Consider the following 20,389-nt stretch of genomic DNA (forward strand, 5'->3'; position numbering starts at 1 on the left):
CCGGGTGTCCCGAGCATCGTTCATTCTCCGTCGCGCAGGTCGAGGTCTGCTCACGATCTGGTTCGCCGTGACCGTGACGTTCCTGCTGCTGCGGCTCCTGCCCGGCGATCCGGCGCTCGCGCTCGCGAGCCCGAACATGACGGATGCCATCCGGGCGACCATCCTCGAGCAGTACGGCCTCGACCAGCCGCTGATCGTCCAGTACGGGCTGTACATGTGGCAGCTCGTGCAGGGCAACCTGGGCATCTCCTTCACCCAGTCCATCCCGGTCCTCGACGTCCTGCTGCAGCGGCTGCCCTGGACGCTGCTGCTGACCCTCACGGCCCTGGCGCTCACGATCGTCATCGGCATCCCCCTCGGCGTCGCCGCAGCGTCGCATAAGGGCCGATTCGTCGACCGGGCCGTGCAGGTGCTCGGGGTGACGGGTCAGTCGCTGTTCGTGCCGAGCGTCGCGATCCTCCTGCTGTTCGTCTTCGGGCTCAACCTGGGCTGGTTCCCGATCGGCGGCGCATATGCGACGAACACCTACGGGATGGACTGGTACCTCAGCGTCGCCCGTCACCTCGTGCTCCCGGCCGTCTCGCTCATGCTCATCCAGGTCGGCTCCTACGTACTCACCATGCGCTCCACGCTTATCGAGACGCTCGGCGAGGACTACATCCTCCTCGCCAGGGCGAACGGGCTCCGCGGCCGCCGCATCCTCTGGAAGCACGCCCTGCGCAACGCCCTGCTGCCGACCACGACGCTGATCGGCCTGCAGTTGGGCTTCCTCGTCGGCGGAGCGGTGCTGACCGAGACCGTCTTCGCCTACCCGGGCATCGGACGCGGCATCTACGAGGCCGTCACACAGCTCGACTTCCCGGTGCTGCAGGGAGCGTTCCTCCTCCTCGCCGCGACGGTGGTGGTGGCGAACACGCTCACCGACATCATCTACGGCTACCTCGACCCGAGAGTGAAGACGTCATGACCGCTCCGCTGCCGCTGTCCGAGAACCTGCAGCCCACCGAGCCCGCCGCCGTCGGCAGCGAGCGCGCGAGCGCCCACACCTGGCGCGCATTCCGCCGCGACCCCCTGGGCATGATCTCCCTCGCCCTGCTGCTGCTCCTCGTCGTGATCGCGCTCGCCGCGCCGCTCATCGCCCCCTACCCGGCGAGCTACGGGCCCGACGTGCTGCGTCCCCCGGGCGGCGACCACTGGTTCGGCACCGACGCGCTCGGCCGCGACGTGTTCTCGGAGGTCATCTGGGGAACGCAGCAGAGTGTGCTCGTGGCCGTCGCGGCCTCGGTGATCGCCATCGTCTTCGGCACCGTCATCGCCGTGATCGGCGCGTACTTCCGGCGATTCGACAGCATCCTCAGCGTCATCGTCGACATGACGCTCTCGCTGCCGGTGCTCCCGCTGATGATCCTCATCGCGGCCCTCGTCGGGCCGAGCACGACGACGATCATCCTGGTGGTCGCCGCCTTCTCCTGGCCGGAGGTCACGCGTCTCGTGCGTTCGCAGGCCCTCACGGTGGTCGGGCTGCCGTACGTCGACGCGTCCCGGCTCATGACCACCTCGCCGTTCTGGATCATCACCCGCCACGTTCTCCCCGCCGTCACCCCCGTGGTCGTCGTCTCGGTCGTGGTCACCGCCTCCCGGGCGGTGCTGTCGGCGGCCGGACTCGCCTTCCTCGGTCTCGGAGACCCGACCACCTGGTCGTGGGGACGCATCCTGTACGAGGCGCAGCAGGCCGGCGCGATGGTCAGCGCCTGGTGGCTGACCCTGTTCCCGTCCATCGCGATCCTCATCCTCGTGCTCTCCGCCACGCTGCTGTCGATCGCCTACAACGACGCCCGCAACCCCCGCCACCTGGCCCGCTAGGAGGAGCACCGTGACCGGTCTCTCGCAACGGCTCGATCCTGCCTTCTACGATCGCGTGCAGCAGCGCGTCATCGCCGCGATGGCGGAGGAGGGCCTCGACGGCTTCCTCACCGACGACCCCGAGGACATCGCGTACCTCACCGGGTTCTTCCACCACCCTTCCGAACGCCCCGTCGCCGTCTGGCTATCGGGCGACGGGCGCGTCGTGATGCTCCTTCCCGAACTGGAACGCGAGTACGCGGCGGCGCAGAGCGCTCGCGCGGAGCCGGTGACGTTCTTCGAATACCCCGGCGTGGTCGCGCCGTTCGCCGCGCTCGCCGCGGCAGTGTCGCCGCGTGGTCGCATCGGATTCGCCCCCGGTATGTCGTACCGGCGGCTGACGACGGCGCGCTCGGCGATGTCGCAGGCGGAACTGCACGCCTCAGATCTGATCACGCGCGCGCGCTTCGTGAAGTTCGATGAGGAGATCGTGCTGCATCGCGAAGCCGCGCGGATCACCGACCGGATGCTCGACGCGGGCGTCGCGCTCGTCACCGAGGCGATCGCAGCCGCAGGCGATCTCCCCACCGAGGCGGAGCTCGAGCGCCACGTGACGGCCACCGGAACACGGATCATGTACGACGAGCACAGGGACGTGGTCGTGGCCTCGCTCCTCGCGGGCGGCCTGGTCTACTCCGGAGCGAACTCCGCCTTCCCTCACGGCCTGCCGACGGTGAATCGGCTGCGCAACGGCGACACGTTCATGCTCTCGCTCGGGTGCGCCGTCGGCGGGCGCTTCATCGAGGGGGAGCGCACGTTCGTGCTGGGCGAGCCCACCGCGGAGCAACGCCGCTACCACGACACCATCCACGAGGCGCAGCGCGTGGGCCGGGAGACGCTCCGCGCCGGCCTGGAGTGCCGGGAGGCGAACAGACTGTGCCTCGACGTGATCCGCGACGCGGGCCTCGGCGAGTACATCCGCCATCGGCAGGGCCATGGCATCGGCCTGGGGATGCACGAGGCCCCGTGGCTCGAGGACGGGGACGACACCGTTCTCACGGCGGGCATGGTCGTCTCGAACGAGCCCGGCATCTACGTGCCCGGCCACGCCGGCTACCGCATCAGCGACAGCATGCTCATCGCCGACGACGGCGCCGAGGCACTGACCACCTTCCCGCGCGATCTCGACGCGTGCACGATCGCGCTCTGACCCCATGACCAGCCAGAAAGAGGACGACATGACATCCACCCCCGAGGTCTCGCCGGAGTTCGCCGCGGCCACGAGCGACCACCAGTGGGTCGAGATCAACGGCAACCACCTCGCGGTGGAGGTGCTCGGCCCCGAGGACGCACCCGTGATCATCACCCATCACGGCGCGCCGGGGCTGGGCTCGCGCGCAGAGCCGCGGGCGAGTTTCGGGCGTCTGGCCGACGAATACCGCGTCGTCGTGTTCGACGCGCGAGGCAGCGGCCAGAGCGAAGGCGAGGGCGAGTACAGCCACGAGCAGTGGGCGGCGGACATCGACGGGCTGCGCGAGTGGATCGGCGCGGACCGCATCGTGATGGCCGGAGGCTCCTACGGCGGGTTCATGACCATGGAGTACGCCCTGCGGCACCCCGACCGCGTGGCGGCGCTCGTGCTGCGCGACACCTCGCCCGACAACTCGAACGCCCACCTCGCGCGCGAGAACGCGCTGGCCTCCGACCGGGTCACGATCGACATGGAGAAGTTCGATCGCATCGACGTCGGGCAGGTGCGCGACGACGAGGACCTGAAGGACTGCTGGCGGGAGATCCTGCCGCTCTACGACTTCACGTACGACCCCGAGGCGGTCGAGCGGAAGGTGCAGGCGACCCCGTACCGCTACCGCGCGCACAACTACGCGTTCTCGGTGAACCTCCCGAACTACGACCTGAAGCCGCGCCTTCACGAGATCGCCGTCCCGACACTCATCACCGTGGGGCGGACCGACTGGATCACGCCAGTATCGTGTAGCGAGACCATCGCCGAGCTCATCCCCGACTCCGAGATGGTGGTGTTCGAGAAGTCGGGGCATTCGCCCCAGATCGAGGAGGCAGAGGCGTGGACGGACGCGGTGCGCAGCTTCCTGCACCGGGTGTACCCGCCGACGGCATGAGCGCGGTTCAGGGGGGACGCGAGGTCAGCGACCTCGATCGTCGCATCGTCGTCGCGCTTCAACAGGACGGGCGGGCGAGCTGGACGTCGATCGCCGAGTTCGCCGGAGCATCCGTGTCGACGGTCACACGTCGCGGACAGCAGCTGCTCGCCGAGGGCGTCGTGCGCGTCGGGATCGTGCCGACGCTCGGCAGCGAAGGGCATGTCGAGACGTTCTTCGTGCGGATCAACTGCACCCCCGGGCGCCAGCTCGGAGTGGCGGAAGCGCTGATCGGGTCGCCGTTCGTGCGCTTCGTGACGCTCGTGACCGGCAAGTTCGACGTGTTCGCCGAGGTCGTCATCCCGGGCGACTCCGCGACCTACGCCCACGTGCTCACCGACCTCCAGGGCATCCCGGGGGTCGAGCGGTGGCGCAGCGACCTCGTGGTGCACACCTACAAGGTCAGCTTCGACTGGGGACGCCAGCTGTACGACACGCATGCCGAGGTGGCGAGCGACCCGCAGGCCTTCATGCCGGCGCCGAATACGTGCGATCCGACCCACTTCGACGATGCGGACCGGGCCATCGTCCGCGAGCTGAGCGAGAACGGACGCGCGTCGTTCCTGTCGATCGCGGCGAAGCTCGACATGAACGAGAGCAGTGTGCGGCGCCGTTACGACCGGATGCGGGCCGCGGGATGCCTCACCACGGTCACCATGGTGCCGGCATCCGCGCTCGGCATGAGCGCCGAGACGCTGTTGATGCTGCGCGTCGAGCCCTCGCGTCTCGCGGCGGTCGCGCGCACGCTGTCGCAGCACGTGTCCGTCCGCTTCCTCGCCGCGGCGCTGGAGGAGAACTCGCTGTACTGCGAGATCATCCTGCCGAGCACCGAGACGCTGCACGACTTCCTCACCGGCACCATCGCGCACCTGAAGGGCGTGCGCGGATGGACCGCCGCGATGGAGCTGGTCTTCATGAAGCGCGGCTTCATCGAGACCCCATGGTGGCGCGCGCAGGTCGCTTCCGCGGGCGGCAACGAGGCCTGACGCCGATATTCCAGATCGGCATGCTTCTGCAGATCTGTCAAGCCCCTCGCCGTCGTGCGGCTTCTCGCCGAGACTCACTGAGTACGGGGGAAGAGTCTTGGAGGGCCGTCATGTCAGGAGATCCAGAGCCGCGTTACGTGCTGCGTCGCATCACGCCCACCGAGTGGGTGATCAACGACCAGCGATTCCCTGCGAACGACCCGCGCCACATCGTGGCGTGCGTGTACGAGTTCGCCGAGACCGAGGTCGAGGTGGTGTGGGTGCGCGACCTGCCCCTCGCGATGCGCTACTCCAACGCCTTTGAGGTGCTCGCCGATGTCGAGCGCATGCATGCGCCGAACCGCACGAACCGGGCCACTCGGCCCGTGCCGATCCCCTCGCTGCCGCCGTTGCTGGCGAACTGACGACGCGAACCGAAGGGGCGGGCCCGGAAGATCCGGGCCCGCCCCTTCGTCGTGCCGTGGATGACGCGTCGCTTCGATCAGTCGCCTTCCGCGGCGATGCGGTCGGCGTCGGCGCTGTCGATCAGGTCGGGGTTCGCGTCCTCATCGAGTTCACGCTCGCCGTCGACCTCGCGGGTGGGGACGTCCGTGCCCTCGTCGTCGCCGCCCAACGGCGGGACCGGCGGGATCGGGGGCGGGGGATTGGTGGTCATCGGATGCTCCTCTCGTCGGTGAGTGGTCTCGACGCTACGACGATGGGAGCCGGCCGGGGAGTCGGTTGACGCGCCCCGGGCGGGCCGCTAGGACGCGTCCTCCCTGCCGTCGACGGTCTCGGGCCGCTTCTGCCGGAACGGGCGTGCGGGAGTGTGCGGGCCGTCCCACACGGTGATGACACCCCACGCAGCGGCGGCCAGCGGCACGGAGAGGACCGCCCCCACGATGCCGCCGAGGATCGTGCCCGCGGTCAGGGCGAGCAGGATCACCAGCGCGTGCAGCTTGAGCGAACGCGCCATCACGACCGGCTGGAGGAAGTTGCCTTCGAGCTGGTTGACGAGCACGACGATGCCGACCACGATGAGCGCGGCGACCGGTCCGTGGGTCACCAGAGCGACGAGCGCCGCGAGGATGCCGGCAGCCGTGGCCCCGACGAGGGGGATGAACGCCGTGAGGAACACGATCACGGCGAGCGGGATGGCGAGGGGGATCTGCAGGATCGCCAGACCGATCCCGATACCGAGGGCATCCGCTGCGGCCACGATCGACGTACCGCGGACGTACCCGCCGAACGTCGCGACCGTCTTGTCGCCGATGCGGCGCGCACGCTCGTAGCTGCGGCCGGTGAACGGGCGCAGGAGGAACTCCCAGATGCGCGGCCCGTCCTTGAGGAAGAAGAAGAGTACGACGATCATGAGCGCGAGGCCCGTGAAGAAGCTGGCCGTCGCCGAGACTCCCGCGAGCGCACCGCGCCCGAACGACGCGCTGGTCAGGAAGTCCTGCGCGCTGGCCCACAGATCGTCGAGGTCGAGGGACTGGATATCGAAGGGGAGGGTGTCGAGCCACGCGGTCACCTGGGAGATGCCGTCGCTGGCGGAGTCGACGAGGTCGTCCCACTGCGACCGCACCGTGAGCACGATGACCCAGACGACCGCACCGAGCACGAGGATGATGCCGATCAGGGCGATCCACGTGGCGAGGATCGAGGGCACGCCGTGGCGACGCATCAGGGCGACGAGAGGATGGATCGCGCAGGCCAGGATGAGCGCGATCGTGACCGGGATGAACACCAGCGACAGCTGCGTGATGACCAGCACGGCGACGGCGACCACGGCGAGGACGGCCAGCGTCTGCAGGCTCCGGGTGGCGACGAGGCCCCAGCCCTGCGACCACAGGCGGGGCTCGTCGTCCTCCACGATCGGCAACTCGGGTCGTCGGAACAGTCCCATCACGCGCGCCTCCCGGCCATCGGCTCGATCGCCCCGGTGGAGATCGCCAGCTCGGCCTTTCTATCCGGGCGTCCCGATGATCGCAAGCCCCTGGCGCACGTCGCGAGAACGCCCCACGCTGGTCGCGAGGCCGCCGCTCCCGGCGGCTCGGAAGGGACCGCACCCATGACCGATCAGACGCCCACCCAGCGAGTCGCCGAGCTCATCAAGGATTTCCGGTTCGCGATGCTCACCACCCGCAACGCCGAGGACCGCCTCGTCGCCCACCCGCTCACCGTGCAGGAGGCGGAGTTCGACGGCGACCTGTGGTTCCTCGTCGCGAAGAGCGCCACTTTCGTCACCGATCTTCGCGCCGACGACCGTGTGGGCGTCTCGCTCAGCTCGAACGACTCGTGGGTCTCGCTCTCGGGCCACGCATCGTTGGTCGAGGACCGCGCGAAGATCGACGAACTGTGGAACCCGGTCGTGGAGGCCTGGTTCCCGAACGGCCCGAACGACCCCGACGTGGGTCTGCTGAAGTTCTCGGCGGAAACGGCCGAGTACTGGGACAGCCCCGGCGGTCGCATCGCGTCGCTGTTCAGTTTCGTCAAGTCGAAGATCACGGGCGAGCAGTACGACGCCGAGAACGAGGTCGTCAGCCTGCCGAAGTCTGAGAGCTGAGCAGGGGCCCGGCGGGGTCGGTCGGCTGTGGCAGGGTGAGGGGATGAACGCATCCCCGAGCCCGCGCGACGCCGGCCGCACCCTGCTCGTCGGCTACGGCAAACTCGGCGCCGCTCTGGCGCCGTTGCTCCGATCTGAGGGCGCCGAGGCGATCGCGCTGCGGCGCACGGATGCTCCGCTCCCGTCGGGTGTGCGGGGGATCGTCGCCGACGTCTCCCGGCTGCTCGACGCGCGGCTGCCCCGCGTGGATTCGATGATCGTCACGCTGCCGCCGGGGGAGGACGTCGACGGCTACCGGCGGGCACTCCAGCACCTCGAGCGCGCTCTGCCCGACGCTCCCGAGCGCACCGTCTTCGTGTCCTCGACCGGAGTCTTCGCGGGCGTCGGGCCCGAGGCGCCGATCACCGAGGACGACGAACCACCGCTCTCGAGCGATCGGGCCCGCGCGTTGCGCGACGGGGAGCGCGCGGCCGTCGAGCTGTTCGGGGCATCAGTCGTCCGACCCTCCGGCATCTACGGTCCCGGACGCGACTTCCTCCTCCGCACCGTGCGCGAAGGACGCACGGTGGATCGACAGCGCTGGACCAACCGCATCCACGAAGCCGACCTCGTCCGCACGCTGCACATCCTTCTCCGTCTGGCGGAGTCGCCTGCGCTGCTGCACGCGACCGACGAGCAGCCCGTGCAGCTCGGCGAAGTGGTGGACTTCCTGGCGGAGCGGCTCGGCGTGCCCGCACCGCCCGCCGCTCCCGCTGACGGGGCCACGGGGCACATCCTGGACGGCGCGCTCCTGCGTCGCACGCTGGGCGACCTCGAGCACCCGACGTACGTCTCGGGCTACACCGAGATGCTCGCCGCTCTCGACAGGTCCTAGTTCGCCACGTCGCTCACGCGGGGACTGCGCACTCGGAACCACAGCGTGAGCTCCGCCAGTGCCCGTCGCGCCGCCTCACGGTCGACGCCGGACTCGAGGTCGGCGAAGGAGTCGCGATAGCCCGACGGGGCCCCGGTGGGGTCGGCACGGAACGCGTGATAGCCCATCGTCCATTCGACGAAGCGGCGCTCCGAGATCGGTTCTTCGATCAGCATCCGCACGTCGTGGTGGCGCGGGTCGCGGCTGATCTTGGCGAACAGCTCGTCGACAGTGTCGCGGGGGCCCTCGAGGATCTGAATGAAGCGTCCACCCCGATAGAGAAGCATGCCGGTGACGTCGCGCGCGGCGTTCAAGCGGCGGCAGGTGGCGAGGAGTTCTTCGAGCGCGGTCTCGCGGAACGGCTGCGAGGCCGTGCTGGCGTAGACGAGGGAAACGAGGCCGGCGGTCATTCGGCCGTGCCGATCCGGGAGTCGCCGGCGTTGGCGAGCGGGACGGTCGGGGAGGAGGCGGTGCCGACGGCGTGCGTCGCCTCGCTCAGGGTCGAGAAGTCGCCGAGTGCCGTGCTGCGCGCATCGAAGGCGCGGAAACGCCCGTCGGACTGCCGGTCGACGTAGCCGAGGAAGTCGCCGCCACGGCTGCCGACATGGAAGCCGTCTTCGACGCACGCCCACAGGACGTCGGAGGTGTACTCGGGAGAAGGTGTATGCGCAGGGTCGTTCACCCTTGCAGACTACGGGCGGGCTCCGACATCCGTCTTCCCCCTTGCGCGCAGGGGCACCAGCATGGCACGTCGCGCAGTGTGGACAGTGCGGCGCGCGCGGTCAACCCCGTCCGTGCGCTCCGCGGATCGAGGTACGGTCGCCGTTCCGAACGAGGAGGACACGATGAGCGATCACGCGCACGATGCCGGGACGACTGCCGCAAGCGAGCAGAACGCCGACGGCGGAGACAAGCCGGAGCAGGCCGACGAGGCCACGACGGCGCACACCCTCGATGACGACGGCACACCCGTCGACAACCCGTCGGGCGGTTAGTCCGCCTCGCGGTCCGACGGCTCGTCGTCGTCGGACCGCGTCGGGGATGCGGCGAAGTCGGCGTCGGTGATGTTGCCCGACGCGATGTCGGAATCGGGGCCGTCGTAGTCGCGGGGCTCGGCGGTGTCGTCGTGGGGCGTGCTCATGGGGACTCCAATCCTGGGGGACCCTCTTCCTAGCGGGCGCGCGGGCGCCCGAGAAGACGGTTGACACCGAGGTCAGTCCACCCCGCGGACCGCCAGCGCATCTCCCAGCTCGTCGGCACTCCTCAGCGCGCACACGAGGAAGGGGACGACGAAGGTGCGCAGCCCCGCGCGCTTTCCTCGCGCCCGCTGTGCGTCGAGCACCTCGTGCCCGAGCCGCACGAGGGTCGGCACCATGCCCACCGTCACCACCAGGAGCAGTGCCACCTTCTCCGCCACGCCTCGGCGGAGGGGCAGGCGGCGCAGCACACGCTCGCACGCGCCGAGCAGCGTTGCGAGCGGCGTGGTCCGCACGAGGAGTCCCGCGATCAGCACGGCTGCCACCAGCCGCACGGTGGTCGCGCACGCGATCTCGACGCCCAGGAAGAGCGTCTGGCTCACGAGCAGGAACACGATCATGGCCCGCATCGCCCACACCTGCCGCGGGATGTCGGCCAGCAGGCCGCCGCTGCCGATCGCGGCGGCGAGCGAGGTGGCGAGCGCCACTCCACCGGCGAGGATCGCCCCCAGCCACGTGCTGGGAGCGAGCAGCACGACCGTGCTCAACGCGCCGAGCACCAGCACCTTCGGTCCCACCGGGAGGCGGTGCAGCAGGCCCGTGCCGGGGCGGTAGACGGTCAGCACCCCAGGCTCGTCTCGTAGGCGTCCACGACGGCCGCGGGATCACCGGTCCGTACGACCCGTCCGCCCGCGCACAGCACCGCGACCTCGCACCGTCGAGCGAGCACGAGGTCGTGCGTGACGAGGAGCGTGCGGTGGCCGCGATCGGCGAGGAGGTGGTCGGCAACGGTGCGCGCGTGGCGGGCGTCGAGGAAGCTCGTCGGCTCATCGGCGATCACCAGATCGGGGTCGCGGACGAAGGCACCCGCCACCGCCAGCAGCTGCTTCTGACCGCTGGACAGCTCGTGGGCGGCGGCATCCCGCACGGACGAGAGCCCGAACCGGGTGAGAGCAGCATCGACGCGGGCGTCCGCCTCAGCGCGCGGCAGCCGAAGGGCGCGCAGCGAGAAGGCGACGTCTTCGGCGACCGTGGGCATGACGATCTGCGTGTCCGGGTTGCTGAAGACCGTCGCCACGCGGCGCCGCAGCGTCGCGGCGTCGCGACGGGAGTCGATGCCGAGCACGCGCACCGTGCCGCGCGTGGCGGGGACAAGGCCGCTGAGCATCCGGGCCAGAGTGGACTTCCCCGAGCCGTTCTCGCCGATGACGGCGACGGTGCGAGCGTCGGATCGCAGCGTGACCCCCGACAGGACGGGGATGCCGCCGCGGACGACGTCCACATCGACGAGCTCGAGGGTCGGCGGGCCGCTCACCTCACGACCTCGAAGAGCATCGCGACGCCGAGTCCGCCGCCGGCGGAGACCGCCGCGACGCCGAGCGTGCCGGCAGGAGCACCGCCCCGCACCAGCCGCGCGAACAGACGCACGACGGAGGCGGCACCGCTCGCACCCCAGGGGTGGCCGAGAGCGAGAGCGCCGCCATCGGCGCAGAGACGCGGGTCGTCCTCTGCGATCCCGAGCTGATCGCAGATCGCCAGCACCTGCGCCGCGAACGCCTCGACGATCTCGATCGCACCGATGCCCCTGAGTTCGACACCCTGGCGCTGCAGCAGCTCGTCGATCGCGAACGCCGCGCCGAGCCCGGGGAGGGCCGGATCGCAGCCGATGACGGCGGCATCCCGTACACGCAGCCCCGGACGGCTTCCGCGCGCGCCGGCCGAGGCCACGAGGACGGCGGCGGCACCATCGCTCACCCGTGTCGACGTGCCCGCGGTCACGGTGCCGCCCGGGTGGAGCGGGCGCAGTCGAGGCAAGACGGGGAGGACGGCGCCGATGGCGTCATCGGCGCGCAGCGATCCGACGGCGACGATCTCGGCGTCGAACCGTCCGGCGTCGCGGGCGGCGATCGCCCGGCGGTGGCTGCGTTCCGCCTGAGCCTCCTGCCGACGGCGGCCGATGCCGAACCGGGCGGCGAGGTCGTCGGCCGCGACGGTCATGTCGGGGTCGTCGAAGCCGGCCGGTGCGAACGGTGCCCGGTCGTGCGCGCGGCCCGCGGTGCTGCGCAGGGGAGCGGTGGACGCGCTCTCCGCTCCGCCGGCGAGCTGCACCCGGTCGCCGCCCGCGCGGATGCTCGCCGCGGCGGTCGCGATGGCGGCGAGCCCGCTGGCGCATTGCCGGTCGATCGTCGCGCCGGGGATCCGCGTGTTCAATCCGGCGGCGAGCGCGGCGACGCGCGCGGGGTTGCCGCCCGGCCCGCGGCAGTTGCCGAGGGTGACGTCGGCGATCGGCGCGTCCATACAGGCATCCGCAAGGACCGCTCGCAGCACGGGCGCAGCGAGGTGTTCGACGGGAACGTCGGCCAGTCTCCGCCCGCGCGTGGCGAACGGCGTGCGGCGGGCCGCGAGGACGACCGCTTCAGGCATAGCGCTCGACCTCGCCCGCCAGCGCGCGACGCCGGGCTTCGGCGCGCGCAGGCTTGCCGGATGCCGTGCGGGGGAGCGCGCCCCTGAACCACCGCCGCGGACGGTGCGCGGGGGCGAGCTGTCGCCGCATCGTCGCATGGAGAACGGACCGGTTCCAACCGGACAGGTCGGGTTCGAGAAGCGCCCCGACGAGGGAACCCACCCGGCCGCGGGGTACGCCGAACACCACGGCGTCACGCACCCCGGGCACGGTCCGGAGCACCGCCTCGACCTCGTCCGGTCGGATCGTCGCCGAGGCACTGAGGATCGCCTCGTCGGCGCGCCCGAGCAGGTCGAGGCATCCGTCGACCCACCGCGCGCGGTCGCCGACCGTCGCCCACGAACCGTTCCACCGGAGCGGGCCCGGCGAACCTCCGCCGGCGTACCCCGAGGAGAGGAAGGGCGAGAGCACCCAGAGTTCGTCGTCGACGATGGCGATCTCGACACCGGGGAACGGTCGCCATCCGGTGCCGTCGTCGATCGCGACGAACGAGAGCTCCGCCGCGCCGTAGTAGGACGCGACACGGATGCCTCGACTCTCCGCTTCCTGCCGCAGCGATGCATCGAGGGCCGAACCGCCGATGAGCGCCGCGCGAAGACGCGGCGTCGCCGCCGGGCCCCGCTCGAGAACGGCACGCAGACCCTGGGGGGTGGCATGCACGCAGACGGCATCGGGGTCGGTCGTGACTCCCGGCCCGCACGGTCGAGGGCCGCCATCGAGCGCATGGGCCAGTGAGAAGAGCGTCAGCGACGAGCTCGCGGGAGCGGGGAGCAGGATGCGGTCGTCTCGCCCGGCGCCCAGGAGGTGCGCCACCGCGGCGAACGACGCCGACCACGACGCGGCCGACCGCAGGACGATGCGCGGCGCTCCGCTGGAGCCGGAGGTGAGGGTCGCCCATCCGGTGTCGGCGGGGATCGATGCGCGCAGAGCGGTGGCGGCGACCGCGTCGAGCTGCGCTCGCGGCCAGCGCGGATCCGTGACGAGGGGCGCACGGCCGGAACGGCGTTCCTCGGCCACCCGCGACAGCAGGTCGGGGGCGTCGCCGGGGACGAGTGCGATCACGGACGCGACGCCCCGTCGGTGCTCTCGGTGCGCGTCTTCCGACGGGGTGCGTCGCTCCATTCGACCGGGAATGCGCGCCGGTAACCCGTGACGAGGGCCATCACGACGATGGTGGCGAGCACGGCCTTGGTCAGGTCGCCGGGCACGTAGATGAGGCTGGTGAGCGCCGTCTCGCCCAGCGGCATCCGGGTCAGCAGGCTCTGCACGGGGATGCCGATCGCGTACACGACGAGGATGCCGCCCACGACGTTCGCGGTGAAGGTGCGGAGCACGGTCGGACGGCGCCGGCCGGCGTGCACGAGGGCGCCGATGACGAATGCGGCCGGGAGCCATCCGAGGAGGTAGCCCGCGGAGGGCGCCAGGAACACGCCGATCCCCCCGCGGCCGCCCGCGAGCAGCGGCGCTCCGATCGCGGTGAGGAGGAGGAAGACACCCACGGAGGCTGCGCCGCGCCACGGGCCGAGGATCGCGCCGGCGAGCATGACACCGAGCGTCTGCGCCGTGATGGGCACGGGGCCGAGGACGGTGAACGACCCCGGCAACCCCAGCACGGCGATGACGGCGGCGAAGATCGCGATGCGCGCCAGGTCGGCGGCGCCGGAGCGCGCGGTGGAGCGAGCGAGGGGAGTGGCTTCGGACATGTCGACCTTCCTGAACGGTGTTCACCTGAACAATGTTCAAGAGTAGCCGCAGTTCGCCCGAGGGACATCCGACGAACACGGCCTCGGAGGGTGGTTGTGTCCGCGGCACAGTCGACGCCGTGATGCATGTGTCGATGCCATGCAGACCTCGGGGGCATCCGCGTCTAGCGTGGAGAGATGGATGTCCGCGAGTTCCGCCCCGTCGACCTCAGCGGCATGCGCGCAACCCTGGGAGCCGTCGAGGCGCCGACGGTGCAGAAGATCATCGAACACCTCGACGACAACTGCCTGGCGTTCCTCGCGCACTCGCCGTTCTGCTGCCTGTCGACGTCGGATTCCGCCGGTAACTGCGACTGCTCGCCGCGGGGCGACTATCCCGGCTTCGTGCGGGCCCTCGACCGTCGGACGCTGGTGATCCCTGACCGACTGGGGAACAAGCTCGCCGATTCGATGACGAACATCCTCGACAACGGCCATGTGGGGCTGTTGTGCTTCGTTCCGGGGATGACCGAGACCCTGCGCATCAACGGCACCGCCACGGTGACCGACGATCCGTCCCTGCTGGCGATGCTCGAGCAGGACCACTCGGTTCCCGACCTCGCCATCGTCGTGCGCACGGAGCAGGTCTACCTGCATTGCGGACGCGCCCTACTGCGGGCGGGCCTCTGGGATCCCGAGACGCAGGACCTCGCCGAGGAGGTGCCGACGTCCGGGCAGATCTGGGCGAGCACGTCCGGCTACGACCCCTCGGTCGGGGATGCGATCGACGGCGCGATGGCCGGTGCGTACAAGGTGCTGTACTGAATGCGCTCGCGCGAAGGAATGATGCCGCTCGTCGTCAGCGAGATCGTGCGGGAGACCCCCTCCATCGTGAGCGTGCGCCTGGAAGCACCGGATGGTTCGCCGCTGCCCCCGTGGGCGCCGGGTTCGCACGTCGACGTGCAGCTGATCACGCGGCACGAGCGCCAGTACTCGCTGTGCGGAGACCCCGCCGACGTGGCGGGCTATCGGATCGCCGTGCTGCGTGAGCCGTCGTCGCGCGGCAGCTCGCACTACATCCACTCGTTCCTGCGCGTAGGGAGCAGGGTCTGGGTGCGACCGCCCCGCAACCTGTTCGCCCTCGCGGACGCCCCGTCATACCTGCTCGTCGCCGCCGGGATCGGCATCACTCCGATCCTCGCCATGGCCCGGCACCTCGCGGCCGAGGGTGCCGACTGGCGGATGGTGTACCTGGTGAGGCACCCCGACGACGTCGCCTTCGCCGCAGATCTCGACGCGCTCGGCGACCGGATCACCGTGCACGTCAGCGGTGCAGACGGCCGCCTCGACCTCGCCCGCCTCGTCTCGGGCACCGCACCGGGTACCGCGATCCACGCGTGCGGACCCCAGACCTTCATCGATGCGCTCGGTGCGCTCGATGGCGAGCTCCCCCGTGGCGGCAGCATCCATGTCGAGCGGTTCCAACCCGTACCGCGGGCGCACCGGCCGAACGAGGAGTTCACGGTCGTGTGCAGCAGGTCGGACGTCACGGTGACGGTGCCGGCGCAACGGTCCATGCTCGACGCCATGAGAGACTCCGGGGTCGGGGTGCGCGGTTCCTGCCTGCGCGGCGTCTGCGGTTCGTGCGCGGTGAGCGTGCTCGACGGAAAGCCGGAGCACCGCGATTCCCTGATCGTCGACGAAGATTCGCCGACGATGTACCCGTGCGTCTCGCGGTCGCGCAGCCCGCAGCTCGTCGTCGACGCGTGAGGTGATCTGCGGAGAGGTGCCCGGATGCGCAGCACGCAGCATCCCGGTTCTAAGCTGAGCCACGATGATCGATCACATCTCGAGGCGAGGAGTCGGAGTGGCACGCATGCTGCTCGCGACGGCACTGCTGATCTCTCTCGGGATGCTCAGCGCATGTGCGACGACGGACAACTCGGTGCACATTCCACCGGGCTCCGAGGAGTTGGAACAGTGCCCGCCGACAATCCTCGACGCCGAAAAACTCTCAGCGTTGGGGGAGCCTGGCTGCGATCTGGTGGAGTCGACGGTACTGCTCCCGAATGGCACGTCGATGGAGATCGACGATGTGGGCGTCAGCCTTGTGAAGGAGCGTACATCCGAGCCCGGCACGGAATACGTCATCATGAACTGGGGAATCCCTGGAGTTGCCGTCAGTGTGATGGAGGCGGACGAGGTAGTTGGCCAATGGCACACCTCCGCGGATGCGGCGGAGCTTCAGCGTCAACTCCTCGTCATTTCCGGCTACAAAGACTGAGCAGGCGTCGGATCAACCTGTGGGGCCGCCCCCGGGCTGCGGGCAAGATCAGAGCGGTGAAGTTCGGGTTGGGTTGTACCGCTGTACGCGGTGATACCGCCCGGAGAACAAGAAAACCCGCGATCTCTCGCGGGTTTTGTTGTGGACCTGAGGGGACTCGAACCCCTGACCCCCTGCATGCCATGCAGGTGCGCTACCAGCTGCGCCACAGGCCCAGAATCGCTCCCGATCACTCGGGGCAACTCGAAAAGCGTACTACACCGGGCGACGCGAGCACCAATCCGCGGCCGCATCCCGGGCGCGTCGTGCGGAACAACCGATTCGCCGCCGGCGTTGTCTTCAGCGTGAGCATCCTCGACAGCATCGTGATCGGCGCGGGCCAGGCCGGCCTGTCGGCGTCGTACCACCTGCAGCGGCTCGGTATCGACCATCTCGTGCTCGACGCCGACGAAGCACCGGGCGGCGCGTGGCAGCATCGATGGGATGCACTGACGATGCGCGACGTGCACGGCGTGGCCGAATTGCCCGACGACGCGGCTCCCGCGCGCGATGGGCGCCGCGCGAACCTCGTCGTACCCGCGTCCTTCGCGGCCTACGAGCAGAAGCACGGCCTCCCGATCGTCCGCCCGGTGACGGTCGACCGCGTCGACGACGTCGACGGCGTGCTGCGGGTGCGCGCGGGAGAGCGCGAGTGGCGGGCGCGCACGCTCGTCAACGCGACGGGCACCTGGACGCATCCGTTCCTGCCGCACTACCCCGGCATGGAGACGTTCCTCGGCGAGCAGCTGCACACCGTCGACTACCCCGGCCCAGAGCACTTCCGTGGACGACGCGTGCTCGTGGTCGGCGGTGGCGCGTCGGCGGTGCAGTTCCTCGGCGCGCTCGCGCCCGTCACCGACGTGCTCTGGGCCACGCGGCGCGAACCGGTCTGGCGCACCGACGACTTCACCCCCGAGGCCGGGGCGGCCGCCGTCGCGCTCGTCGAACAGCGCGTGGCGCGCGGACTCCCGCCCGAGAGCGTCGTAAGCGTGACGGGTCTGATGCTGCGGGAGCAGGAGCGCGAGGCGGAGCGCCGGGGGGTCTATGCGGCGCGTCTGCCCATGTTCGCGCGCATCGAGCCCGACGGCGTGCGGTGGGCGGACGGTGCGTTCGAACGGGTCGACGTGATCCTCTGGGCGACCGGATTCCGGCCGGCCATCGCGCACCTCGCACCGCTCCATTTGCGCAGCCCCGAGGGAGGCATCCGGCTCGACCGCAACGGACGGGGAACGACCGCCGTGGCCGATCGGCGCATCCAGCTCGTCGGATACGGTCCCTCGGCGAGCACGATCGGTGCGAATCGCGCCGGCCGCTCGGCGGCGAAGGGCGTGCGCGACGCGTTGGCCGCGGTTCCCTCGATACGCTGAAGTAATGCTCCGCGTCATCCTGCTGATCGTCTGGCTGCTCCTGACCGCGTGGTTGGGGATCTGGGTGGGAGAGGGGCTGTTCGGCATCGACCAGCGCGACTCGATCCTCCCGTTCGCAGGCGGCGACTCGCCCGGCGCGACGATCATGATCGGCGTCGCCTGGGGCATCCTGCTGACCTTCGGAGGAGCGCGGAGCGGACCGCGTCGGCGGCGCTTCGGCGCCGGATCGCCCGAGATCGGTGTCGGCCGCATCGTCGAGACCGCGCCGACGGGCACTTCGATCAACGACGTCCCGCAATACGACCTGTTCATCCGGGTGGCGCCGAAAGAGGGCGACGACTTCATCGGGCAGGTGCGGATGCTCGTGCCGCCGACCGAACTCGGCAATCTGCGCGAGGGACTCGCGCTCCCGGTGCGCTACCGCCCGGGCGACCCGGACGCCGTCGAGCTCGCCGATCTCGAGGACCCCGCGGTGCGTGAGGCGATGCTGCAGTGGCGGATCGACCGCGGCCTGATCGACCCCGCTCTGGTGCGGGCGCGGACCACCGGCCTCCAGGCGCCGGCATCCGTGCTCGCCGTGCGGCCCACCGGGCGTCGGCGCGAAGGGCAGGTCGAGCTCGAGCTGCGAGTGCTCGTGGCGCCGGAGGGCGCATCGACGTGGGAGGCCGATACGACCGTCTTCGCCTTCCCCGAAGCCGTCGGGCGGCTGCAGGTCGGATCGCCGATCTGGGCGTACTACCGGCGGGAGGACCCCGCCACCGTTGCCGTCACCATCGAGAAGGAGGCCGTGCGATGAATCCTCTCGACACCGTCATGTGGATCGCGAACTTCGTCGCCTCGCATGCCTACGCGGTCGTGTTCATCGCCGCCTTCTCGCTGTTCGGCCTCCTGGCGCTCTCGTCGAAGGCCGCGGTGCCCGGAGAGGCGCTGCGTCGGGTGCGCGAGCGCGAGGGTCTGCTGCCCGACGGCGACCGTGCGCGGGGGGCCGTGCTCGTCGGCATCCGCGTCGTCGTGGCCCGCGTCGCGGCCGCCGTGATGCTCGTCTCGCTCGTCGTGGGCATCCTCAGCCTGACCGGCGTCCCGATGACGCGCGCGTACATCCACGACAACGGCCGGCCGACCACAGGCACGGTCGACGGCGACTGGGTGACGTTCTCGGTCGCGGACGGCACCGAGTACACGCTCCCCAACGACTTCTTCAGCCCCGCGGTCTACCCTGATCGCGACGCGTACCTGCCGACCGGGCAACCGGTCGTGGTGCGCTACCTCCCCGGCCATCCGCAGGCCTTCGTGATCGACAGCTCCCAGCTGCCGGAGTAAGGAGAACCGCATGTCCCGCATCATCGTCCTCGGAGGGCACGGCCGCGTCGCCCTGCTCCTCGCGCCCCTCCTGGTCTCCCGTGGCGACGAGGTGACCTCGGTCGTCCGCAACCCCGATCACGTCGCCGACGTCGAGAAGACCGGCGCCCGCGCCGTGGTCGCCGACATCGAGAAGCTCGGGACGGAGGAGATCGCCGACCTCGTGCGCGGACACGACGCGGTCGTCTGGTCGGCCGGTGCGGGCGGCGGAGACGCCCAGCGCACCTACGCGGTCGACCGCGACGCCGCGATCCGTTCGATGGACGCGGCGCAGTCCGCGGACGTGCAGCGGTACGTGATGGTCTCGTGGCTCGGATCGAAGGCCGACCACGGCGTGCCCCAGGACGACCCCTTCTTCGCCTACGCCGATGCCAAGTGGGCAGCAGACGAGCACCTGCGCGGCACCGAGCTCGACGGCACGATCCTCGCCCCCGGTGGTCTCACGCTCGACGAGCCGACGGGCCGCATCCGGCTCGACCCCGAGGACCGGGGCGAGGTCTCGCGCGCGGACGTCGCCGCCGTCATCGCCGCCGCTCTCGGCGAGCCGTCGACGATCGGGCGCACGATCCGTTTCGGCAACGGCACGGCCGGCGACTCGCTTCCCATCGCTGAGGCGCTGCAGAGTTGAGTGCGGGGTGCCGACCGCGGATCGCGGTCGGCACCCCTCTCACGCGGCGACTGTGGCGGAATCCCCGCCGAGCCAGGCGTCGAGCAGCCGACGGCGCAGCGCCGCCCCGCGGTCGGCGAACGCGCGCTGCCGCCGCACATACTCGCCCTTGCCCTCCGGCGTCTCGATGCGCACGGGCTCGACGCCCCACGCAGCGAGGTCGTACGGCGCTGCCTGCATGTCGAGCAGTCGGATGTCGCGGGCGAGCTCGAACGCGTCGAGCAGCAGCTCGCCGGGCACGAGGGGGCCGAGCTTCGTCGCCCACTTGTACACGTCCATGCCGGCGTGCAGACAGCCGGGCTGCTCGATCAGCGGCTGATCGTCGCGGGTCAGAGGCGCGCGGTTGAGGGGAACGGCCTCGGGGGTGAAGAAGCGGAAGGCGTCGAAGTGCGTGCAGCGCAGCTCGTGCGTCTCGACCACGGCATCCGTGCCGTCCCGCCCGAGGCGGAGCGGAACCGGGTGGCGGTGCTCGTCGGCCCGGTACACCATCGCCCACTCGTGCAGCCCGAAGCATCCGAACTGGCCGGGGCGTGACGCCGTGCGGCGCAGCATGATCTCGACGAGTCGTGCGAGTGCCGGCTTCTGCCGTGCGAAGGCCGCGGCATCCGGCACGACCGATCCCGGCTCGCGTCCGGCGGCGTACCAACGCCAGTCGGCGCGCTCCCGCGCGTCGGTCAGCTCGACACCGGCGCCCGGATGCCATCGCCGCAGCTGCGCGGGTTTGTACGAGTAGTAAGTGAAGAGGAAGTCCCACACCGGATGCTTTTCGCCCGTCGCCGCCCGTGCGCGGTGATCGGCGGTGAGGGCGTCGGCGCGGTCGCGATGCGCGTCCGCGCGCGCCGTCCAGTCGTCGCGCGTGAGGAACATG

At 70.5% G+C, this 20,389-nt stretch carries 27 protein-coding genes and 1 tRNA gene; 16 read left to right on the forward strand and 12 right to left on the reverse strand.

Annotated elements, in window-relative coordinates:
• The first annotated feature begins 4 nt into the window (after nucleotides 1–4).
• The 6 genes from AC3A3J_RS08830 to AC3A3J_RS08855 all read left to right on the forward strand — a co-directional run bounded on the left by AC3A3J_RS08830 (nucleotide 5) and on the right by AC3A3J_RS08855 (nucleotide 5,409).
• The gene (locus AC3A3J_RS08830; protein WP_314647924.1) at nucleotides 5–967 is read left to right on the forward strand and encodes an ABC transporter permease; all 963 of its coding nucleotides are present in this window, start codon (nucleotides 5–7) and stop codon (nucleotides 965–967) included.
• Nucleotides 964–1,863, forward strand: a complete 900-nt coding sequence (locus AC3A3J_RS08835) for an ABC transporter permease (RefSeq protein WP_487671926.1) — start codon at nucleotides 964–966, stop codon at nucleotides 1,861–1,863. The genes AC3A3J_RS08830 and AC3A3J_RS08835 overlap by 4 nt, the downstream gene beginning before the upstream one ends.
• A gap of 10 nt (nucleotides 1,864–1,873) precedes the next feature.
• Nucleotides 1,874–3,052, forward strand: coding sequence for a M24 family metallopeptidase (locus AC3A3J_RS08840; protein WP_487671927.1), 1,179 nt, complete (start codon nucleotides 1,874–1,876; stop codon nucleotides 3,050–3,052).
• A gap of 28 nt (nucleotides 3,053–3,080) precedes the next feature.
• A complete protein-coding gene (locus AC3A3J_RS08845) occupies nucleotides 3,081–3,980 on the forward strand; it encodes an alpha/beta fold hydrolase (RefSeq protein ID WP_487671928.1) in 900 nt (299 codons plus the stop codon).
• Nucleotides 3,977–5,005: an Lrp/AsnC family transcriptional regulator gene (locus AC3A3J_RS08850; RefSeq protein WP_487671929.1), complete on the forward strand. Its 1,029-nt coding sequence runs from the start codon at nucleotides 3,977–3,979 to the stop codon at nucleotides 5,003–5,005. The genes AC3A3J_RS08845 and AC3A3J_RS08850 overlap by 4 nt, the downstream gene beginning before the upstream one ends.
• Nucleotides 5,006–5,115: 110 nt before the next feature.
• Nucleotides 5,116–5,409, forward strand: coding sequence for a hypothetical protein (locus AC3A3J_RS08855; RefSeq protein ID WP_314647915.1), 294 nt, complete (start codon nucleotides 5,116–5,118; stop codon nucleotides 5,407–5,409).
• Between the two features lie 77 nt (nucleotides 5,410–5,486).
• On the opposite strand, the gene AC3A3J_RS08860 is transcribed toward AC3A3J_RS08855, so the two are convergent.
• Nucleotides 5,487–5,660, reverse strand: coding sequence for a hypothetical protein (locus tag AC3A3J_RS08860; protein WP_314647913.1), 174 nt, complete (start codon nucleotides 5,658–5,660; stop codon nucleotides 5,487–5,489).
• Nucleotides 5,661–5,747: 87 nt separating this feature from the next.
• A complete protein-coding gene (locus AC3A3J_RS08865) occupies nucleotides 5,748–6,890 on the reverse strand; it encodes an AI-2E family transporter (protein ID WP_487671930.1) in 1,143 nt (380 codons plus the stop codon).
• Nucleotides 6,891–7,055: 165 nt separating this feature from the next.
• Between AC3A3J_RS08865 and AC3A3J_RS08870 the strand changes: the two genes are divergently transcribed.
• The gene (locus AC3A3J_RS08870) at nucleotides 7,056–7,550 is read left to right on the forward strand and encodes a pyridoxamine 5'-phosphate oxidase family protein (RefSeq protein WP_487671931.1); all 495 of its coding nucleotides are present in this window, start codon (nucleotides 7,056–7,058) and stop codon (nucleotides 7,548–7,550) included.
• Between the two features lie 43 nt (nucleotides 7,551–7,593).
• On the forward strand, nucleotides 7,594–8,424 hold the full coding sequence (locus tag AC3A3J_RS08875) for a Rossmann-fold NAD(P)-binding domain-containing protein (protein WP_487671932.1): 831 nt from the start codon (nucleotides 7,594–7,596) through the stop codon (nucleotides 8,422–8,424).
• On the opposite strand, the gene AC3A3J_RS08880 is transcribed toward AC3A3J_RS08875, so the two are convergent.
• The gene (locus AC3A3J_RS08880) at nucleotides 8,421–8,873 is read right to left on the reverse strand and encodes a BLUF domain-containing protein (RefSeq protein ID WP_487671933.1); all 453 of its coding nucleotides are present in this window, start codon (nucleotides 8,871–8,873) and stop codon (nucleotides 8,421–8,423) included. The two genes, AC3A3J_RS08875 and AC3A3J_RS08880, sit on opposite strands and share 4 nt — an antisense overlap.
• Nucleotides 8,870–9,145, reverse strand: coding sequence for a hypothetical protein (locus tag AC3A3J_RS08885; protein WP_487671934.1), 276 nt, complete (start codon nucleotides 9,143–9,145; stop codon nucleotides 8,870–8,872). Before AC3A3J_RS08885 ends, AC3A3J_RS08880 begins: the two co-directional genes overlap by 4 nt.
• Nucleotides 9,146–9,308: 163 nt before the next feature.
• Between AC3A3J_RS08885 and AC3A3J_RS08890 the strand changes: the two genes are divergently transcribed.
• A complete protein-coding gene (locus AC3A3J_RS08890; protein WP_487671935.1) occupies nucleotides 9,309–9,458 on the forward strand; it encodes a hypothetical protein in 150 nt (49 codons plus the stop codon).
• On the opposite strand, the gene AC3A3J_RS08895 is transcribed toward AC3A3J_RS08890, so the two are convergent.
• The 6 genes from AC3A3J_RS08895 to AC3A3J_RS08920 all read right to left on the reverse strand — a co-directional run bounded on the left by AC3A3J_RS08895 (nucleotide 9,455) and on the right by AC3A3J_RS08920 (nucleotide 13,826).
• Nucleotides 9,455–9,604, reverse strand: coding sequence for a hypothetical protein (locus tag AC3A3J_RS08895; protein ID WP_487671936.1), 150 nt, complete (start codon nucleotides 9,602–9,604; stop codon nucleotides 9,455–9,457). The two genes, AC3A3J_RS08890 and AC3A3J_RS08895, sit on opposite strands and share 4 nt — an antisense overlap.
• Nucleotides 9,605–9,676: 72 nt before the next feature.
• The gene (locus AC3A3J_RS08900) at nucleotides 9,677–10,285 is read right to left on the reverse strand and encodes an energy-coupling factor transporter transmembrane component T family protein (protein ID WP_487671937.1); all 609 of its coding nucleotides are present in this window, start codon (nucleotides 10,283–10,285) and stop codon (nucleotides 9,677–9,679) included.
• Entirely contained in the window at nucleotides 10,279–10,974 is a 696-nt protein-coding gene (locus AC3A3J_RS08905) for an energy-coupling factor ABC transporter ATP-binding protein (protein WP_487671938.1), read from the reverse strand. Before AC3A3J_RS08905 ends, AC3A3J_RS08900 begins: the two co-directional genes overlap by 7 nt.
• Nucleotides 10,971–12,083 (reverse strand): thiolase family protein, encoded by a 1,113-nt coding sequence (locus AC3A3J_RS08910; protein ID WP_487671939.1) that lies wholly within the window; start codon nucleotides 12,081–12,083, stop codon nucleotides 10,971–10,973. The genes AC3A3J_RS08905 and AC3A3J_RS08910 overlap by 4 nt, the downstream gene beginning before the upstream one ends.
• On the reverse strand, nucleotides 12,076–13,185 hold the full coding sequence (locus tag AC3A3J_RS08915; RefSeq protein ID WP_487671940.1) for an AMP-binding protein: 1,110 nt from the start codon (nucleotides 13,183–13,185) through the stop codon (nucleotides 12,076–12,078). The genes AC3A3J_RS08910 and AC3A3J_RS08915 overlap by 8 nt, the downstream gene beginning before the upstream one ends.
• On the reverse strand, nucleotides 13,182–13,826 hold the full coding sequence (locus tag AC3A3J_RS08920) for a biotin transporter BioY (RefSeq protein WP_487671941.1): 645 nt from the start codon (nucleotides 13,824–13,826) through the stop codon (nucleotides 13,182–13,184). Before AC3A3J_RS08920 ends, AC3A3J_RS08915 begins: the two co-directional genes overlap by 4 nt.
• Before the next feature lie 177 nt (nucleotides 13,827–14,003).
• On the opposite strand from AC3A3J_RS08920, the gene AC3A3J_RS08925 reads away from it, so the two are divergent.
• The 3 genes from AC3A3J_RS08925 (at nucleotide 14,004) to AC3A3J_RS08935 (ending at nucleotide 16,089) form a co-directional block, all read left to right on the forward strand.
• Nucleotides 14,004–14,630: an MSMEG_1061 family FMN-dependent PPOX-type flavoprotein gene (locus tag AC3A3J_RS08925; RefSeq protein ID WP_487671942.1), complete on the forward strand. Its 627-nt coding sequence runs from the start codon at nucleotides 14,004–14,006 to the stop codon at nucleotides 14,628–14,630.
• Nucleotides 14,631–14,651: 21 nt separating this feature from the next.
• Nucleotides 14,652–15,575 (forward strand): PDR/VanB family oxidoreductase, encoded by a 924-nt coding sequence (locus tag AC3A3J_RS08930; protein ID WP_487671943.1) that lies wholly within the window; start codon nucleotides 14,652–14,654, stop codon nucleotides 15,573–15,575.
• Between the two features lie 97 nt (nucleotides 15,576–15,672).
• On the forward strand, nucleotides 15,673–16,089 hold the full coding sequence (locus AC3A3J_RS08935; RefSeq protein WP_487671944.1) for a hypothetical protein: 417 nt from the start codon (nucleotides 15,673–15,675) through the stop codon (nucleotides 16,087–16,089).
• A 142-nt stretch (nucleotides 16,090–16,231) separates the two neighbouring features.
• Here the strand turns inward: AC3A3J_RS08935 and AC3A3J_RS08940 are convergent.
• A tRNA-Ala gene (locus tag AC3A3J_RS08940) sits at nucleotides 16,232–16,304 on the reverse strand.
• Between the two features lie 129 nt (nucleotides 16,305–16,433).
• Here AC3A3J_RS08940 and AC3A3J_RS08945 point away from each other — a divergent pair.
• The 4 genes from AC3A3J_RS08945 to AC3A3J_RS08960 are packed head-to-tail and all read left to right on the forward strand — an operon-like array spanning nucleotide 16,434 to nucleotide 19,482.
• Entirely contained in the window at nucleotides 16,434–17,495 is a 1,062-nt protein-coding gene (locus tag AC3A3J_RS08945) for an NAD(P)-binding domain-containing protein (RefSeq protein WP_487671945.1), read from the forward strand.
• Nucleotides 17,496–17,499: 4 nt separating this feature from the next.
• Nucleotides 17,500–18,291, forward strand: coding sequence for a hypothetical protein (locus AC3A3J_RS08950; RefSeq protein WP_487671946.1), 792 nt, complete (start codon nucleotides 17,500–17,502; stop codon nucleotides 18,289–18,291).
• Entirely contained in the window at nucleotides 18,288–18,815 is a 528-nt protein-coding gene (locus AC3A3J_RS08955; RefSeq protein ID WP_487671947.1) for a hypothetical protein, read from the forward strand. The genes AC3A3J_RS08950 and AC3A3J_RS08955 overlap by 4 nt, the downstream gene beginning before the upstream one ends.
• 10 nt (nucleotides 18,816–18,825) lie before the next feature.
• Nucleotides 18,826–19,482 (forward strand): SDR family oxidoreductase, encoded by a 657-nt coding sequence (locus AC3A3J_RS08960; RefSeq protein WP_487671948.1) that lies wholly within the window; start codon nucleotides 18,826–18,828, stop codon nucleotides 19,480–19,482.
• A gap of 39 nt (nucleotides 19,483–19,521) precedes the next feature.
• On the opposite strand, the gene AC3A3J_RS08965 is transcribed toward AC3A3J_RS08960, so the two are convergent.
• A complete protein-coding gene (locus AC3A3J_RS08965; RefSeq protein WP_487671949.1) occupies nucleotides 19,522–20,388 on the reverse strand; it encodes a 3-methyladenine DNA glycosylase in 867 nt (288 codons plus the stop codon).
• Nucleotide 20,389: the final 1 nt, after the last annotated feature.

It is taken from the genome of Microbacterium sp. Soil_N32, assembly GCF_057655505.1.

Coding starts and splice junctions, on each gene's coding strand:
- AC3A3J_RS08835 (WP_487671926.1), top strand. CDS start 964: ATGACCGCTCCGCTGCCGCTGTCCGAGAACCTGCAGCCCACCGAGCCC.
- AC3A3J_RS08845 (WP_487671928.1), top strand. CDS start 3,081: ATGACATCCACCCCCGAGGTCTCGCCGGAGTTCGCCGCGGCCACGAGC.
- AC3A3J_RS08850 (WP_487671929.1), top strand. CDS start 3,977: ATGAGCGCGGTTCAGGGGGGACGCGAGGTCAGCGACCTCGATCGTCGC.
- AC3A3J_RS08855 (WP_314647915.1), top strand. CDS start 5,116: ATGTCAGGAGATCCAGAGCCGCGTTACGTGCTGCGTCGCATCACGCCC.
- AC3A3J_RS08860 (WP_314647913.1), bottom strand. CDS start 5,660: ATGACCACCAATCCCCCGCCCCCGATCCCGCCGGTCCCGCCGTTGGGC.
- AC3A3J_RS08865 (WP_487671930.1), bottom strand. CDS start 6,890: ATGGGACTGTTCCGACGACCCGAGTTGCCGATCGTGGAGGACGACGAG.
- AC3A3J_RS08870 (WP_487671931.1), top strand. CDS start 7,056: ATGACCGATCAGACGCCCACCCAGCGAGTCGCCGAGCTCATCAAGGAT.
- AC3A3J_RS08875 (WP_487671932.1), top strand. CDS start 7,594: ATGAACGCATCCCCGAGCCCGCGCGACGCCGGCCGCACCCTGCTCGTC.
- AC3A3J_RS08880 (WP_487671933.1), bottom strand. CDS start 8,873: ATGACCGCCGGCCTCGTTTCCCTCGTCTACGCCAGCACGGCCTCGCAG.
- AC3A3J_RS08890 (WP_487671935.1), top strand. CDS start 9,309: ATGAGCGATCACGCGCACGATGCCGGGACGACTGCCGCAAGCGAGCAG.
- AC3A3J_RS08895 (WP_487671936.1), bottom strand. CDS start 9,604: ATGAGCACGCCCCACGACGACACCGCCGAGCCCCGCGACTACGACGGC.
- AC3A3J_RS08910 (WP_487671939.1), bottom strand. CDS start 12,083: ATGCCTGAAGCGGTCGTCCTCGCGGCCCGCCGCACGCCGTTCGCCACG.
- AC3A3J_RS08920 (WP_487671941.1), bottom strand. CDS start 13,826: ATGTCCGAAGCCACTCCCCTCGCTCGCTCCACCGCGCGCTCCGGCGCC.
- AC3A3J_RS08925 (WP_487671942.1), top strand. CDS start 14,004: ATGGATGTCCGCGAGTTCCGCCCCGTCGACCTCAGCGGCATGCGCGCA.
- AC3A3J_RS08930 (WP_487671943.1), top strand. CDS start 14,652: ATGCCGCTCGTCGTCAGCGAGATCGTGCGGGAGACCCCCTCCATCGTG.
- AC3A3J_RS08950 (WP_487671946.1), top strand. CDS start 17,500: ATGCTCCGCGTCATCCTGCTGATCGTCTGGCTGCTCCTGACCGCGTGG.
- AC3A3J_RS08955 (WP_487671947.1), top strand. CDS start 18,288: ATGAATCCTCTCGACACCGTCATGTGGATCGCGAACTTCGTCGCCTCG.
- AC3A3J_RS08960 (WP_487671948.1), top strand. CDS start 18,826: ATGTCCCGCATCATCGTCCTCGGAGGGCACGGCCGCGTCGCCCTGCTC.
- AC3A3J_RS08965 (WP_487671949.1), bottom strand. CDS start 20,388: ATGTTCCTCACGCGCGACGACTGGACGGCGCGCGCGGACGCGCATCGC.